At 46.9% G+C, this 16,909-nt stretch carries 8 protein-coding genes; all 8 read right to left on the reverse strand.

Features of this window, described 5'->3' with window-relative positions; all coding sequences use genetic code 11:
* Positions 1-47: 47 nt before the first annotated feature.
* The 8 genes from EWE74_RS16095 to EWE74_RS16130 all read right to left on the reverse strand — a co-directional run bounded on the left by EWE74_RS16095 (position 48) and on the right by EWE74_RS16130 (position 16,829).
* Complete coding sequence (locus EWE74_RS16095; protein WP_239018686.1) at positions 48-2,498, reverse strand: DUF4982 domain-containing protein; 2,451 nt, start codon at positions 2,496-2,498, stop codon at positions 48-50.
* A gap of 29 nt (positions 2,499-2,527) precedes the next feature.
* On the reverse strand, positions 2,528-3,559 hold the full coding sequence (locus tag EWE74_RS16100; protein ID WP_130142628.1) for a glycoside hydrolase family 53 protein: 1,032 nt from the start codon (positions 3,557-3,559) through the stop codon (positions 2,528-2,530).
* Positions 3,560-3,571: 12 nt separating this feature from the next.
* Positions 3,572-4,642: a DUF5111 domain-containing protein gene (locus EWE74_RS16105; RefSeq protein ID WP_130142629.1), complete on the reverse strand. Its 1,071-nt coding sequence runs from the start codon at positions 4,640-4,642 to the stop codon at positions 3,572-3,574.
* A 22-nt stretch (positions 4,643-4,664) separates the two neighbouring features.
* Positions 4,665-6,236, reverse strand: a complete 1,572-nt coding sequence (locus EWE74_RS16110) for a RagB/SusD family nutrient uptake outer membrane protein (RefSeq protein ID WP_206365280.1) — start codon at positions 6,234-6,236, stop codon at positions 4,665-4,667.
* The gene (locus tag EWE74_RS16115) at positions 6,236-9,220 is read right to left on the reverse strand and encodes a SusC/RagA family TonB-linked outer membrane protein (RefSeq protein WP_130142630.1); all 2,985 of its coding nucleotides are present in this window, start codon (positions 9,218-9,220) and stop codon (positions 6,236-6,238) included. Before EWE74_RS16115 ends, EWE74_RS16110 begins: the two co-directional genes overlap by 1 nt.
* A 30-nt stretch (positions 9,221-9,250) precedes the next feature.
* Positions 9,251-11,821 carry a hypothetical protein gene (locus EWE74_RS16120; protein ID WP_130142631.1) on the reverse strand — a complete coding sequence of 857 codons (2,571 nt, stop codon included), beginning with the start codon at positions 11,819-11,821 and terminating at the stop codon, positions 9,251-9,253.
* Between the two features lie 166 nt (positions 11,822-11,987).
* The gene (locus tag EWE74_RS16125) at positions 11,988-15,890 is read right to left on the reverse strand and encodes a hybrid sensor histidine kinase/response regulator transcription factor (RefSeq protein ID WP_130142632.1); all 3,903 of its coding nucleotides are present in this window, start codon (positions 15,888-15,890) and stop codon (positions 11,988-11,990) included.
* Positions 15,891-15,905: 15 nt separating this feature from the next.
* Positions 15,906-16,829: a DUF5106 domain-containing protein gene (locus EWE74_RS16130; RefSeq protein WP_130142633.1), complete on the reverse strand. Its 924-nt coding sequence runs from the start codon at positions 16,827-16,829 to the stop codon at positions 15,906-15,908.
* Positions 16,830-16,909 lie beyond the last annotated feature (80 nt).

Here is a 16,909-nt window from a genome sequence, read left to right on the forward strand (position 1 = left end):
CATTTCATAAATAGCAAGAACGCCACCCTTTTGAGGCGGCGTTCTTGCTATTCAACCTTCACAAATATCTTCCCACTTTTCAAACCCTTGCTTTTCGCTTCCAGCTGGACATCTCCCGGTCGATCTCCAGCCTGCACAATCGCTGTCAGCTGCCCGTTGAAAAGGTGCATTTTCGGTTCATGAAACAGATCCAGACAGGTTGGATCTCCGTTTGCCGCCGCCCGGTATTGGCCTGCACCAGTTACCGAAAAACGTACCAGCGCATCCTCGTTCGGGCATAAGTTACCCTCCTTATCCAACACCTTTACGCGTACATAGGCCAATGATTTTCCATCTGCCGCAATGATCTTATGCGGTGTCTCCAACACAATTTGATGAGGCTTACCCGCGGTCCGGACGATCTTCTCCTCCGCGAGCTTTCCGTTATCATCATAGGCTACCACTTTCAGCTCGCCCGGTTCATATACTACATCTGTCCACATCAACCGGTAGCGATGTTGCACCGTCTCCTCCGTTTTCCGGCGCACACCTTGGCTTTTTCCATTGATAAATAGCTCCGCACTCGGATAGTTGGTATACACAAACACAGGCGTCACCTCCCCCACGCGTTCCGCCCATGTCCAATGTGGCAACACATGTAAGGTTTTCGATTGTTTGTTCCAAACACTTCTATAAAGATAATAGCGATCCTTGGGAATACTTGCCAAATCGATAATACCAAACATCGAACTATGGTTTGGCCAAGCATCCGTATCATAAGGAGAGGGTTCCCCCAAGTAATCAAACCCCGTCCATACAAATTGCCCGAGCGACCAAGCATGGTCGTCCGCCATAGCTAGATCTTCATCCGGTAAATTCGACCAAGAACAGTGTTCCAGATCGTAAGAAGAAGACTGATGATCAGCATACACCGCCTCCGCTTTTTTCTCCACTGGAAATTTATAAACTCCGCGTGAGCTTACCGTCGACGTGGTTTCTGCTCCCAACAGCAGATTTTGGGGTAGCTTTGCATAAGCCTCCCCATAGCGGTGCACCCGGTAATTAAATCCTGGAATATCGAGCATGCTCGCAAAACCATTTTCCAGCACACAGCTTACTTGATCCATCCCACAAGTCACCGGACGGGTGGGATCTTCCCGATGGCAGATATCCTGCAGGAAACGAGCGACCTTATATCCCTCCGGGCTACATTGTGTGGGTACCTCGTTGCCAATACTCCACATTACGACCGATGGATTATTACGGAAATGGCGAATCATATTCACCATATCCCTTTCGGCCCAATCCTCGAAGAACCGGTGGTAGCCGTTGAGGCACTTCGCGATCTCCCATTCGTCAAACGGTTCGATCATCATCATCAGGCCCAATTCATCACACAACTCAACCAATTCCGGAGCAGGCATGTTATGTGCCGTTCGGATGGCATCACAGCCCATATCCATCAATAGTTCCAATTGATATCGCAGCGCAGAAACATTGATTGCCGCACCTAATGGCCCGAGGTCGTGGTGGTTACACACTCCTTGAAACTTACGGTGTTTCCCATTCAGAAAAAAGCCTCTATCAGCGACAAATTTGATATCCCGGATACCAAATCGGGTCTCGTAGCTATCCAGCAATTTCCCGTCTATAAAGATACGCGATATTGCCTTGTACAATGCCGGGCTCTCCGGACTCCACAGGTTGGGATCCAACACTTCCAAGTGCTGCACAAAAGGTTGCCCATAGTTTATCTTTTGCGCATTATCTTTAGACGACACCACCTTTCCCTCTCCGTCAATAATATCGGTGGTGACCCGAACCACCTTGCCATCCGCATGCTCTATATTTGTCTCCAGCCGCACAGAGGCCAACGTATCCGAAACAAAGGGTGTGGTTACAAAAGTTCCCCACACCGGGACATGCACCTGATCCGTTACAATAACATGCACATTCCGATAAAGACCAGCCCCCGGATACCAGCGCGAGGATTGCGGCCTATTTTCCAACCGCACAGCCACCAGGTTATCCTTCCCCGAAGGGTTAATAAAATCCGTCACATCGCAATGAAACGCATTATAGCCATACGGCCAAAAACACACTTCCTGTCCGTTCACATACACACGTGCTTCACTCATTGCACCATCAAACTTCAGCACCACGCGTTTTTGCGATTTTTCAAAAGCGTCTACGTCAAAGGTATTTCTGTACCACCCTACGCCAACATAAGGCAATCCTCCCGTGCGTCCCGTTTTGACGGTGGCCACTTTTTCTCCATTCTGCGTCACAGCTACCTCCTGCAAATCATGTACCCGATCAAACGGACCGTAAATAGCCCAGTCATGCGGTACCGTTACCTGATCCCATCCGCTATCATCGAAGGTGGTTGATGCTGCTTTATCCACATCCCCTTGACTAAACCGCCAATCTTTTTCCAGCAAAAATGACTGCCGCAGCTCCTGTGCAGTTAACAGGGAAGGACAAAAAAGCAAACAACATAAAAAAACACGTATCATCATAAAACTATTCAAAAAAAAGATCTTACTTTTTACTTAAAGGCCTCCCACACTTTCGTTGGCCGACCACTATCATCCATCGCGCCCAACGTATAGCCGTTCCAGCCACCATACGATAAAGGTTCCCAATAGAACACACCCAGCACCTGGCCCGTCGGAAACTGCCGGCTTCTATCCATTAGCTCAGTTAGGAATGCAACCGCGGCATCCTCTTCATCCCAACTCATCCCCACCTCACAGATCATCACCTTCGTCTCATAACGGGCAATCATATCCTCCATATTCTGGACACATTGTTGCGTACGCTCCTGCCAGTTATCCTTATCCGGGTAGAGCGACATGCCGATCACATCCCATTTACCACCGTTAGACGTCAAACCGTCGAACAACCAACGAAACAAGCTGTTATCATAGCCATTATGCACGTGCACAATGACTTTGGCTTCTGGAAAAACAGCCTTCACCGCATCGTATCCCGCATTATTCAGGGCTGCATAATTTGCCATACTTTCCGAGGCCTTTCCATCTTCCCACAGCATGCCGTTCCCAGTTTCGTTACCGACCTGCACCCATTCCGCTGTTATGTTGTTGTCCTTTAACAACTGCAAAACTTCCTTCGTATGTTCTGCCACGGCGGCCTTCAACTCATCCAAAGATAACGATTCCCAGGCAGCTGGCTTGTTTTGCTGTCCGGGGTCTGCCCAATGATCGCTGTAATGGAAATCGACCATAATACGCATGCCCAGATGATGTGCCCGATAGGCTTTTACCAATACATCCTCCTTGTTGCACCAGCCGTTCGTTGGGTCTACCCATACGCGCAGCCGCACCGCGTTCATACCTAACGCGCGCAACAGTTTTAGACCATCTGTTGCCATACCCGCCTGATTATAGAACGATACGCCAGCCGCCTCCATTTCGGTTATCCAACTGATGTCAGCACCCTTCGCAAAGTTATCTTCATCTGGGACCGCCGGAGCTACATTATCGTTCTTGCAGCTTCCCAATCCAAAAATACCTATACACATCCATAACCAGGACAATTTCTTTATATATACTTTCATATCTTATATAGATTATAAAGGTTCAACACTATAACGGAACGCCTTCGGGTCGCGCAAATCGAGGATCAACCGATAGGTACCCACCTGTTCATAAGCAAAACCATCTGCATCTGCCGTGTAGAGGTTACATACTCCTTCTGTTTCCGATCCTCCAAAAAACCAACTCCAACTTTCGTTGATCAGTATTTTCATCCCCCATTGTTCCGGTGCAGTCGTCGTAATGGTTGCGGTCCAAACTTGTTGCTCCTGATCATACACCATGGGGTTAGAAGCAGCATTCCATCCGTTGAAGTCGCCTGTAACCGATAAGCTTCGAACGACCGTTTCGCTCCACGCCATTGCATTGACATCCGCCCGGAGATAAAGATATCCGCCGTTATTCGTCCAGCAATTCCAACGATCATCGCCGGCATACAATACATATTGATTCCCGTCCACCGGATAAGATCCGTAAATCGTACTCGCATCTGCACTTGCTTCGTTCGCTAAGTAAAAATTATACCATTGGTCTACCTGCACAAAACCATCATATATGCCATCTTCCAACCGCGCACAAAGTTTCCATGGAAATGCAGAGAAATCACCATTGGCCATAAAGAGGTAGTCGCCATCCTCCACCGGTTCAAATGCAGTCACCGCCAACTCCAACACATTGCTATACATCGGTTCCACATTTGGTGCCAACCGGCAGACTACACGCGCATATATCGGCTGCTGCTCCGACGGCAAAAAGCCCAAGGCCAGTACCATACTATTAAGCTGCTGGTGAGTATAGCTCAGTGAAGCACTTACTACATCGACCGATCGGCCGACAGATGCAAACGATGCGTTGGTTGAAAATTGCACCATTGTCTTCATTTGCGATAGTGCTATTTTTTCGGTGCTTTGCAGCTCGTTTATGTTCCACATCAGTTGTAACGCCACCGCTTTCGGTGTCGTCGCCTCCAACAGCACTTCCGTTTTGGAAGCTGTCAATGTCGCCGGCTCCACATCAGTTATGGTAGGCGTGCCTCCCTCTTTTTCACAGGCAGCCAGCAACAGCAGTACGAAGCCAACCGCCAAATAGTCAAATAATTTTTTCATGGTTTTCTAATTGATCATTATGCTAATATCCCGTATTTTGAATCAAATTTGGGTTTGCGGCCATATCCGTAACCGGAATAGGATACAAGTTAAACTTGGCATCCGTTGCCCGGCCATCGACTACGCCTCCTTTCCACTGCCACAGGTAGTTACCTCCTGTAAACCGACCGAAGCGTATCAAGTCTGTTCGGCGGGTTGCCTCCCAGAATAATTCCCGTCCTCTTTCCTCCAACATAAAATCCAGCGTCAACTGTGCTGTGGAAATTTTACCATCGTCCCCTCCAAATGCCCGGTGCCGGATCTGATTCACCAGATCCAATGCCTGCTGCAGGTCTCCACCACCACCGCGGACAACCGATTCGGCATACATTAAATACACGTCTGCCAAACGGATCATCGGAAAATCTGTGCTAACCATTCCTTCATCTGTTACAAACGTCCCGTCATCTTTCAGATTGGTAAATTTCACCATACTGTATCCTTGGCTAGACGATGAAGGGTCATCGATATTCAAGGTTTGACCATCCGTCCAGAAGTCGCCGCGCCTATCTGCCGTATTAAAAATCCCGACAAACTCCCGCAGTGTCCGGAAACTGTTCCATCCTGACAGCACACCATAATCTTCCGCTTTCATGCTGCCCACAATAGGCCCATTTACCAAATAGGTCGTCGCTCCCCAAGTACTTGTATGGGCAACATCCGCTTGAATAGCAAATATAATCTCCTCTGTCCGCTGATCATTATCGGCATTGAACAGCTTCTTATAATCTTCCTGCAGCGTGTACCCTGCATCTATTATTTTTTGGCAATAGTCGATGCAATCCCTATAACGTGCTTCACCTGTATATACCTGCGCATTTAAATAGTTCTTCGCGAGTAATGCCCAAGCTGCCTCGCGGCTCACCCGTCCATACGCGTGCTGATGCCCTTCCGGCAAGAGTTCCGCTATTTCGCTTAGTTCACCTTCGAGGTAGCGAAATAATTCCGCACGTGTTATACGTGGCGGAAAAAATGCGCCGACCACGTCCTGCTCCGTCACAAAAGGCACATTCCCATATAAATCCATCGCATGGCTATAAGCCAGCGCACGTAAAAAACGTGCCTCTGCAGCAAACTCCCGAATAGCCACTTGATCCGCGTCTGCAAAAGCAACCAGCTTTTCGTCTGTCACATTACGCAAGAACTCGTTACATATCGCAATGGTATAGTAAATACGGTAATACATGGCATTCACCCACGTATCCGAAGCCCCCCAGTTCATAAACTGTATCTCCACAAGGTTATCTCCTCCAGCCCACGTATACATCACCTCATCCGTCGGGATTTCCTGCAAGTTGAAGTACACCCGCAAATAACCCCAAGAAGCCGTTGTACCTGCCATATCCGGATCATCATCGCCCCGACCGTTTCCCGCCACAGCAAAAGAAGCGTACAACTTTGCCAAAACCGATTGGTAGCCTTCCACCGAGGTATACACTTGTTCAGACGTCGTCTCCACCGAAGGAAACTGATCCAGATCTTTTGTACAGGATGTGAGCAGAACGATGAAACACATCATTCCCGCCAACCATAATATTAAGTTTGTCTTCATCATTAGAAATCTAAGTTTATACTTAAAGAATACGTCCGGGAGCGCGGATAGAACGAGCTATCAAAACCGTTGGGGACCTCGGGATCTATTCCCGTGTATTTGCTGATGACAAACACATTTTGCACAATCGCGCCGAGCCGTAGATTCGACACACGACCTACACGTCCCACATTATAACCCAACGAAATATTTTCCATACGCAGAAACGAACCATTCTCTACGTAGTAATCCGAAAAATACTGTCTGGCCTGAAAACCGGTATGGAGATAATCCCGATGTAAGTTGTTGAGTGCCGGATCCACATACTGTAGCGTTTCCCAGGCGCTCAGGTTCATTTTGGTATTATTATACACATAATTGCCTACATGTGCCCTTAATGTCGTAGACGCCGACCATTTTTTGTAAGACACTTGTGTGTTGAATCCAAACATCCACTTTGCTGCGGGAGACTGATAGCGATAGAGATCGCTTTCGTTTATACCGCCGTCTCCATTCAGATCTGCATATACCCCTTCCAGCGGTTTTCCCGTCTCATCATACATTTGCTTGTATACATAAAACATATACGGTTCATAACCGGGTGTCAAGATTTGTATACCACGCTCATTCACTTCGGGTCCGGCATACGTCCCTACCGATGAAGCGTCGGGTACCATCGTGATGTTCGTCACCTTCATGTGTTGACTGGTAGCATTCAGGTTTACCTCCCAACGCAGATCTTCCCGATCGATAGGTACCGTATTCAATTGGAATTCAAAACCACGGCTTTCAATATTCCCCACATTGGTTGTCGCCATCTGATCAAAATTGGTTCCAGCCGGCACCGCCACATTGGCTAATAAATCATGCGTTTTACGTGTATAATAATCGACAGCTCCCGATATACGATTTTGGAACAGGGCGAAATCCAGACCATAATTAAACGCCTTCGTCGTTTCCCAGCGTAAATCCCGTACATACACCGAAGGCCGGTAAACCAAGTGGTATTGGTTTCCGAAACGGTATTGCGCGTACGGCGTCCCTTGGTTATAAATTGGCAGATAGCCATAGTTCCCGATACCTTCCTGTTGGCCCGTCACCCCGTAGCTCGCCCGCAGTTTTAGATCGTCCAGAAATGAGGCTTCCTTTAGGAATTGTTCTTCCGAAAGCCGCCAAGCCAGTGCCAACGAAGGAAATGTTCCCCATCGATTTTCCGGACTGAAGCGAGACGTTCCGTCACGCCTTACCGTCGCTGTCAATAAATAACGACTATCGTAGTTGTAATTCAACCTCCCATAAATCGACATCAACGTATGCCTTTGATCTCTCGCTATAGCCGTTGAACGGATCTCCTCCCGATCATTGTAATACGTAATCGGCGGACGGGTAGCGCTCCAATATTGGTAGTCGTGCCCCACCGTCACTTCCAGATTACTTTTTAAATCCGGCAACTCTTTATTATAATTAAGGTAACCTGTAAACAGCCGGTTTTTTAAGGTTTCTTCGTAGGTATCGTAGGCTCCGCCAATTAAAAAACTATTCGCTGCTGTTGCCGGTATATGATTGTAACCTTCCCCTTTTGCATAATCGTAGCCGAGGGTCACATGCGCTTTCAATTCCGGTAAAAAATGAAACTTATAGTCCATGTCCAAGTTTCCGATTAAACGGTTCACATGGCTCCGATGTTTCTCCTGATGCAACAAGCCAAGTGGATTGAGGTTTGCTCCGGTTGCTGGAAGACCTGCATTGTCCAGACTTTCATAATAACCTCCATACGCCTCGTCGCCCGAATATATAGGCTGTGTAGGATTAAAAGCCACTGCCGTCCAGATTGCGTCCGTATTGGCAAATCGGTTATTATTGCGGGATCCTTTCAGATTCGCCGTTACCTTGAGGTGATCCTCCAAAAACGAAGGGTTCAATACAAGCGATCCGGTGACCCGTTCCGCTCTATCTGTCAGCAATGTTCCTTGCTGGTTATAGTACCCTGCCGATGCCCTAAAAGGCACACGCCCAGCAATCTTACCTGTGGCACTCAGGTTATCATCTGTTCCCCAAGCCGTCTGGAAGACTTCCTGGAGCCAATCCGTATCCGCTTCACCGACCAGTGCTTTTTGTTTATCGTTACCTTTCGAATCGATCAATGACCGAAACTCGTCTGTACCGAGCATATCCGCGACTCCCCAAGGCTGTTGGGCAGACAAAACAGAGGATACCGAAAAGCGAAGCTGATCGCCTGTGCCCTTTTTTGTCGTAATCAACAACACGCCGTTGGACGCCCGCGAACCATAAATAGCCGTCGCAGAAGCATCTTTCAAAATCGTCATGCTCTCGATATCGTTGGGGTTAATAAGGCTCAGAAAATTACCACTGTTACCACTGATACCTCCGGCCTCTAAGGGTACACCATCCAGTACGATAAGCGGATCATTACTTGCGCTCAGCGAAGCCCCTCCACGGATACGGATCGTACTTCCCGCACTCGGCGAACCGCTGTTCGACATCACCTGTACCCCAGCCGATTTTCCATTGATCAGCTGTTCGGGCGATCCCACCAGTCCCGCATTAAAATCTTTGCTATTTACGGTACTCACCGATCCCGTCAAATCCTTCTTGGTCATACTACCATATCCCACCACCACAAGCTCTTCCAGGACATTTCCCGCTTCCGTCAAGAAAACATCCAATACGTTCCCCGTTACTGTCAACGTTTGTTCCTCATGTCCAAGGAAAGTAAACGCAAGTTGTTTCGCCCCTTCCGGCAGGGATATGCTATAGGTTCCATCTTCTGCGGTCAATGTCCCCACATTTGTACCAACCACCCGCACCGATACGCCTTGTAAAGGTACCCCGTTCTGATTCCGCACCACGCCATGGGCAAGCTGCTGGAAACGAAATACCGTCTTTTCCTGTGTGCCGGCATATGCCAATCCAGAAAGCATCACAGCCCCCGTACCGCAAACCAAAGACAAGCAGGCAACGCCAATTCTCTTATTAAAAAACCTCATCTTACTGTATATTATATAATTAGATTTATACTACTCCATCCAGACCGCTCCGATCGTGATGACGGCCTGTTGATCTACGGCACCATCCGTCGAAATGATCAATTTCTCGCTATCCCCGACAACAAACGGTATTGGTGTCACCGGCACAAAATAACGTTCCAAAAAGGTCGGGTAGGGTGCCGGTAACAAGGCTGTCGGCACCAGCGATAGCTCCTTCAAAGGAACACGAAGTGTCTGTTGCGCATCCTTCTCCAGCTCTATCGTTTCCGCATAGGTATAGCCCATGTTGGATACGAATCCTATTTGTATCTTCCCGCTAAACGATTGATTCCCCACCGCTATCATCAAGTTCTTCACCTCATCGATCTTGTACTTCCGCTCGGCGACAACCTGTTTGATATCTTTCAACCAGAAAAATTTTGTCTCGTTATCGTGTCTGGAAAACGCATAAGACCACATCGGTACCGCCATCGGATCTTTTTGTATTTTCCGTACTTGGCTATAGGCTGTTTCGGGAATGGCATAAGTTTCCCACGCCGGCTGCGCAGACAATGATTTCGCAAGGACAATAGGCGTCGCGCGGTCAACAATCTCTGTCGTCCAATACCTGTCTATAGCCGTGTCCCAATCCAAGGGTGCACCCGATGTTCCCTGCGGAAAGGTGTATTTTTTGCCATCCACATATACAGTCGCCGTATAACGGATCCTATCCCCGCGAAGCATAGATTGGGGAAGACGGCCGACATACCGATATCCTTCTTTATTTTCCAGCTTTATATACGTATTGTCATCTCGCCAAAATGATATTTCATCCGTTTGAACAATCACCGAGTCAGGTGCCACAGCCGATACGACCTGGAGGGAAATAGCTAGATCCTGACCACGTTCGTGATAACCAGCAGGGGTATGTACGACCGTGGGCGACTGCTGTACGGATGCCGCTGGCGCCACAAAATGCCCTAATGGATAACGGTTCCATACCGTCGAGCTGTTCCATTCTGCCCATGCCGGTTGGTCTTTCCGACCGAGTATATAAACCCCCGGTTTCACCGTCATCACTGTTCGATCCGCCTGTCCGCGTGACGAAGTTTCGGGTGCTAATTGCTTCCAGGAAAAATCCTCTCCTAGATCTGGCAAGCGAATTTCCATGTTGTTTTCCGACCAAAGAATCTGTACCACCTCCCGGGATAAAGACGGCTTCGCAAAGGGATCGTTCACTGTCTCCGCATCAGGCATGACCTCCAGACGCCACACGCCATCCTGCAATTTATCCAAAAAATAGGTACCCGAGCCACTGTAAGCTACTACTGGCGAGCTCCCGTGTCCGGCTATTTTTCGTAATACTTTCGTGCTTTTCGGCCATACATCCGTATTATTGGTATAATAAAAAGCGGTATCCACATTCATTACTGCGAGATCCTGTTCATAGCTCACCATAAAATCTCCATACAGCGTATCTTGCGGATAAGCTGGGAAAGACTGATTTCGTGGGATTCTATAGGCTGTTTCAGCCGCGATCATCATACTGATCGCTTTCGCTGGCGTATAGGCTAGGTTCAGATAGTGGGTTTGGTATTCGGTATTGTATGCTGCCATATCCAGCGGATCGTACGCAAATTGCGTTATCCACTGGAAACCGTTCGCGCGGAATGTGCGGCTCATTGCAGGATGTATATAGCTATATACGATATCCGCCGGATCATATTCATACACTGCTTTGGCTTTATTGGTAAAGCCTTTTTCATTTGCAAACGGAATATCATAACGAGCCACATAGGGAAGGAAATTACCTTTTCGCTCCTTCCCCGCGACTAATCCGATAGGATACCATTGATACGTTGTTCCCTGCACATCCGCTTTAAAGTAGGCTGATACATGTTCCATGTTGTGGCTCACATTGTAAAAAACCGGTTTCTTATTCCCTGCTTTCTTCATCGCAGCCAGCATTTCACGGATATAGTGCTCCGTAGTACCCACCTCGCCGGTATGGCAAGGTTCGTTATTAATTTCAAAGCCCACTACATAGGGATTATTCTGATAGGCAAGCCCCGTATAGGGGTTTACATGGCGCAGGAGTCCGGTGATATACCGCTTTTGTGCGGCTATAGCCTGCGGGTCCGCATGTATCTGACACTTGTCGTATAAATACGAAAACCCGCCCGTCTGCACATTTCGTTCGGGATAGCCGTTTCCAAAGTTCGTCATGGCAGTTATCAGTATCCGGAGACCGTTTTCCTGCAGCCTGAACAAGAGATAATCCAATAATTCCAGGTGTTCGTTTTCCAGCAAGTTTCCTTCTCCGTCCGCAATTTCTACATCCCAAATATGGATACGATAGGCATTGAATCCTAATCGTACAAGATGATAAACGTCGCGATCAATCGCTTCTTTGTGGTCTATCTCCTTATATTGTAAAGCCCGGTAGGCATGCGCAAAAGGCGTCGTATAATTTACACCAAAAAAAGAAGCTTCCTGCTTCGTATCCGACCACCGCATCACCCCCTGTTTATCCACATAGATAGTAGGTACATTTTTATCAGCTTGTGCAAAAACAGCCAAGAAGAAAAAACAGGCAAATAAACCTAGAATACATTTACGCATGATAATACTTGTTTTATAATTTTATGTTAGCGAAATAATAACACAAACCTAACAAGCATTACCAATTAAAGCGACCACGTTTCGGACAAAGCCTAACACAAATCGGACATCCCGTCTGTCCAAAGGCCTAAATAAATAAATAAATAACAAGCTGTGAATAAACAGATTAAGCAGAACCCCCATTTAGCTGGTCCATATAATTTTTAGGTGTTGTTCCAAATTCTTCCTGAAAGCATTTGGAGAAATAGGACGCATTCGCATACCCAACCATATACATCACCTCTGCGACAGTGAACTTCCGTTGGCGCAACAGTAATGCTGCCTTTTTCATCCGTACTGTCCGGATATAGGTTACCGGCGTATGGCCTGTGAGTTGTTTTATTTTTCGATACAGCTGCTTCGCACTTACACCTGCCTCATCAGCTAGCCGTTGCACCGAAAAATCGGAATCATCCATCGCATCTTCGATAACCTGTGTTATTTTATTCAACAATTGCTCGTCGGGTGATACGGCAATCTGTTGTTCGCGCGGTTCACACAGTTCATCTATACGCAGCTTGGTTTGCAATGTCGTCTTTTTCAAGAGCAGTTGCTGCATTTGTAACTTCAACAACTCCAAATCAAATGGCTTCTGGACGAAGGCATCTACGCCCGCCGCAATCCCCGCACGTTGAAGCTGTTCGTCACGCACAGCCGTCAATAGAATGACCGGAATAATAGCGGTGTCGGTACGTTTTCGCAATTGCCGTACCATTTCCACGCCGTCCATTCTGGGCATAATGGCATCGGACACGATCATATCAGGTTTAAAAGAATGATCTATTAACTCAATTGCTGCCCGTCCATCTACGACGGTTCGGCAATCATATATATTTTCAAAAGCCAACCGTAAAAAAGAAGACAATTCTTCATTATCCTCTACGATCAGCAGCTTTTTACGTTCCTTTTCGACTTCTTCGTCACTTGGCACCACGTAGGCGCTACTTACCGGTATCTCCATGGTCACGGTGGTTCCTTCCATCCACTGCGAATCGAGCTCTACCGTCCAGCCCAGTTGTCCCGCATAATTGCGAACCAGATAAAGACCTACCCCCGTTCCATCAATGGCTTGCACCTCGTCTGCCGCTGCCCGGTAGAATTTACTAAATACATAAGGTAAATCCTTTTTCTTTATACCGATTCCATTGTCCCGAATGGTAAAGACAATACCTTTTTCACTACGTCCCAGATACAATTCCACTATTGCTCCCTCCGACTTACTATATTTACAAGCATTAGAAAGCAAGTTGTTCAACATAGATTCTAGCTTAGCTGCATCCGTTTGGATAAGAAAGTTGGGGATATCCGACACGAATCGCCATTCCATATGCTTATACAAGTCCAGCTGCTTCCACTCGTTTAAACAACGTTCTACAAAAGCCGTTATATCCAACTGCGAGGTAATCAATTCGCCGACGTCAGAACGATCATCTATCTTTTCAAACGTCATTACCTCCTGAATCAGATTATTAATTTTCATCGCATTCCGGTGCACGCCGTCCAATAGCTTTTTATTATCTGGGTTTTTGGTTTTCAGCATCAGTTGGCTGACAGGTGCCATGATCAGGCTTAATGGATTTTTCAGATCGTGCGATACCGCCGTTAGGAAATCCATCTTCATCCGAGAAAGCTCCATGACTTTCTTTCGCTCCCTCCGTTCCCATTTCAGCTTGTTTCGCACCCGAAAAAAGTTTAATATCCACAGGAGGAGTCCCAGCATCGCTAACGCATAAATCACCTTTGCCCAAATCGTTGCATACCAGGGATAGTTAACCTTAATCTCGTAAAGCGAAATTTCAGAAATAACCTGTCCTAACATATCGATCTTCGCAACCTGCAAGGTATAATCACCCGATTGCAGGTTGCTAAGCTGTATCCTGTTGTCATCCTGTTCCAGCGGTATCCAGGTTTCATTCGGTGCCTTAAATGCATACGCCAAGCGATGCCCCAGCTGATTTCCATAGTCCAGGTCGGAAAACTCTAGTCGAAGGTTATTCTGCTGATGTTCTAGCACAATCTCATGGCGGTAGCGCAAGCCATACCCACTAGCTCCAAAACGCTGATTGTTGATATACATCGCGGTAAGTACGATAGTCGACGCAGACCTTGGTTTCTCGATAGGACCCATAGCCGGCAGCACCACTACTTCATTGATCCCGCCCAGCAAAACATCCTTTGTATCTGTCCGGTAAAATAGTGTTGTGACACCACCTCCATAGCGTACTAAAACGCTGTGGAAGGTTTTCTTATGTATCTTCCAAACGCCCACATTGTTGGCTACCCAAAGGTGGTCCCCTACATCTTCCATCGCAGTCACTTCTCCCTTTCCATGTGGATCAAACGCAATCGATTCTTTTTTCCCGTCCTTAGCTATACGCAGCAGCCTGCCATGTTCCCCTACCCAAACCGTTCCTTCCGCATCAATCAACATAAATACTGCATCCGATATCGCCTTGCCATCTACCCCCTTAATCTCCGATGTTTGCCTGGTATGTACATCAATGACATTTATACCTCTGTTGTAGAAGAGTACCCACATCCGATCTTGATAATCCAGCAAAACCTGATTCGCAAAATTAGCCAACAGTCCGCGTGACTGATCATAACTTTCGCCGATAACATACCCATTGATTGCCTTTTTTAAACCTTCTTTCGGAACGACGAAAACCCCTCCCATATAGGTTGCCACCCAAAGGTTTCCGTTTCTATCCTCCTCGAGGTCATAGGCCCATTTCGCATTTTTTCGCCCGCTACTATCCACAATCATAAAACTTTTAAATGATTTTGTCTCTGGATGGAACAAGCTCACCCCACCGTCTGATGCTACCCATAGCATCCCTTCCCGATCCTCGTAGATATCCCGTACCCGATTGTGGGGTAACGCATATTTGGCAGCATCCATACGGTACCAATAGGGCTCTGTTTCATTTTCGTCAAATGTCGGCGTCCGTATCAATCCATTATCACCGCCAAGCCAATACCACCCTGACCGGTCCCGCCAGATCTGATAAAATTTATTGCCATTGCTGCTATGTGTAAACTGGTAGATCGGAAATTTTCTCTCCCTCCATCTTTCCGTCCATCCTGAAAAGCCTAAATCCGTCCCGACCCATACATCGCCTGTCCGACTGGTAAAAACACTCCATATAATATTGTTTGCCAGGGAAAACGGGTTTCGCGCGTCGTGCTTTATACGCTGCAATTTCTGCTGTTCCGGACCGTAAACGAAGAGGCCGTCATCGGTACCAATCAGAAGCGTTTCCGCATCACGCTTCGTCATGGACTTCACGGGGAGCTTTTGTAGATGCGGCGTTTTGAGCAGTTTTACGTTGTCATCGGCATAAATGTACAACCCATATTCCGTGCCGATATAGGTATGTTCTTGATCGAAAACTAAGATAGCGTTAATAAATTGATTTGCACCTTTCCGATATTCCGGAAGCGCGAGCTGCCGAACAGCAGCAGTCTCTGGAGTTACTTCAAAAAGTCCATTATAGGTTCCAACAAGAATCTTGTCCCCTTGTTGGGCTAGGGCATAAATTTGACTTGTCAATTCCGATTTCAACTTTTCCGTAAAGCTGGAAAAAGTTTTTCGTTTGATATCATACGTATACAGGCCTTTCAAGGATCCTATCCATAAGGTATCACCAACCAGCAATAAGGCCCTGACGTCCGAAACATCAACCATAGGCAGGTCTTCATAACAATCTTTTTTATAATTGTATAGGCCAACGCCCCGTTCGGTACCTAATGCCAATCGGCTACCATCCAACACGACAATACTATAAATATACGTTTGATATTCAGATTTTCCACCCGGTGCCGCATGCAACGTATAGCCATCATAATGATACAACCCATTATTGCTTCCTAGCCATAACAAGCCCAGACTATCTTGTGCAAAAGCATGTACCGTACTAGCTTTTGCATCCAACGGTACGTTGCGAAAATAATGGAACTCAACTGCTAACGCCGGCGTAGTGAAGATACTAACCAGCCAACACGTCAAGAAAAGTATATAATTATGCATTTGTTCCCATTCGTATCAATTTCCCTCATTCGTCAGATTCACTAAATAACGTAAAGTGACGTCGAGCGGTGCGTCTTTTAACAGCACCCTATTTTTCTCGTCCAATAAAAAGATCGAGGGATAAGCCCGTATATTATACAGCCCATTGTTTATAACCTGCCCCTGTTCATCCCAGCCATTGATCCAGCTATCGGGTATTCGTTTTTGATATCCCATCCAGCTACCCCTATCTGGGTGCAAACTTACCGATACAACATCTAAAAAACCATTTTCAATGCAATTAATTACAACGGGAGTTTGTGCCAGGTCCAACATCACAGCGGCGCAGTGGGTGCATGTCGGATCGTAAAATACCAGCATTTTATATGGTTTCGTGCCAGCATGCATACGCCGGTATTTCCCATCTTTGGCTAAAAACTCGAAATCTGCTGCCATCGTTCTGACCTGATTCTTACGAACGTGTTTCAACAGCGTTGTGTAGTGGCTTCGCTGCTCGTCCGATAGTGTTTCATCCCCTGCAAGATAGATCAATACCAGCTCGTAATACCCTTCATTTCGCATCGGCGAATTGGGGCTGTATAGATAGTGGCTATATTTATCCAAAAAATAAGTGAAGGTTTTAGGTTCCGCAGCTGCCTTCTTTAGCATATTATGTATGGCCACGCGCACGACGGTATCGGGCACCGTGGGGAACAGTATTATAAAATCTACTAATTTCTGCTCTGCATAGTCGGAATTTACCACTAGCACCCTTCCGTCAAAATTAAAGTCATTCCAATAGGTAAGCAAGCGCCTAGCCGGGAGTGAGTTCATGATCTCGTTATCTGTCGTGTCTCCCTGCAGCATACTACCCTGTCTCGAGTTGCTACACGAAATCTCAATCAGCAGGAGGACCATTGCCCAGTAAAAGCCACCCCTATGTAGCGAAATTGAATTCATAATTTAGCAAAATTTCGGTCATTAAGTTAGTGATTTATTTGCAATTACGCAATTTTTTAGTTTCCAAATTGCTTTTCAGG

Source organism: Sphingobacterium corticibacterium (genome assembly GCF_004208525.1).
GTDB lineage: Bacteria > Bacteroidota > Bacteroidia > Sphingobacteriales > Sphingobacteriaceae > Sphingobacterium > Sphingobacterium corticibacterium.

Coding starts and splice junctions, on each gene's coding strand:
- EWE74_RS16095 (WP_239018686.1), bottom strand. CDS start 2,498: ATGATGATACGTGTTTTTTTATGTTGTTTGCTTTTTTGTCCTTCCCTG.
- EWE74_RS16120 (WP_130142631.1), bottom strand. CDS start 11,821: ATGCGTAAATGTATTCTAGGTTTATTTGCCTGTTTTTTCTTCTTGGCT.
- EWE74_RS16105 (WP_130142629.1), bottom strand. CDS start 4,642: ATGAAAAAATTATTTGACTATTTGGCGGTTGGCTTCGTACTGCTGTTG.
- EWE74_RS16130 (WP_130142633.1), bottom strand. CDS start 16,829: ATGAATTCAATTTCGCTACATAGGGGTGGCTTTTACTGGGCAATGGTC.
- EWE74_RS16110 (WP_206365280.1), bottom strand. CDS start 6,236: ATGATGAAGACAAACTTAATATTATGGTTGGCGGGAATGATGTGTTTC.
- EWE74_RS16125 (WP_130142632.1), bottom strand. CDS start 15,890: ATGCATAATTATATACTTTTCTTGACGTGTTGGCTGGTTAGTATCTTC.
- EWE74_RS16100 (WP_130142628.1), bottom strand. CDS start 3,559: ATGAAAGTATATATAAAGAAATTGTCCTGGTTATGGATGTGTATAGGT.
- EWE74_RS16115 (WP_130142630.1), bottom strand. CDS start 9,220: ATGAGGTTTTTTAATAAGAGAATTGGCGTTGCCTGCTTGTCTTTGGTT.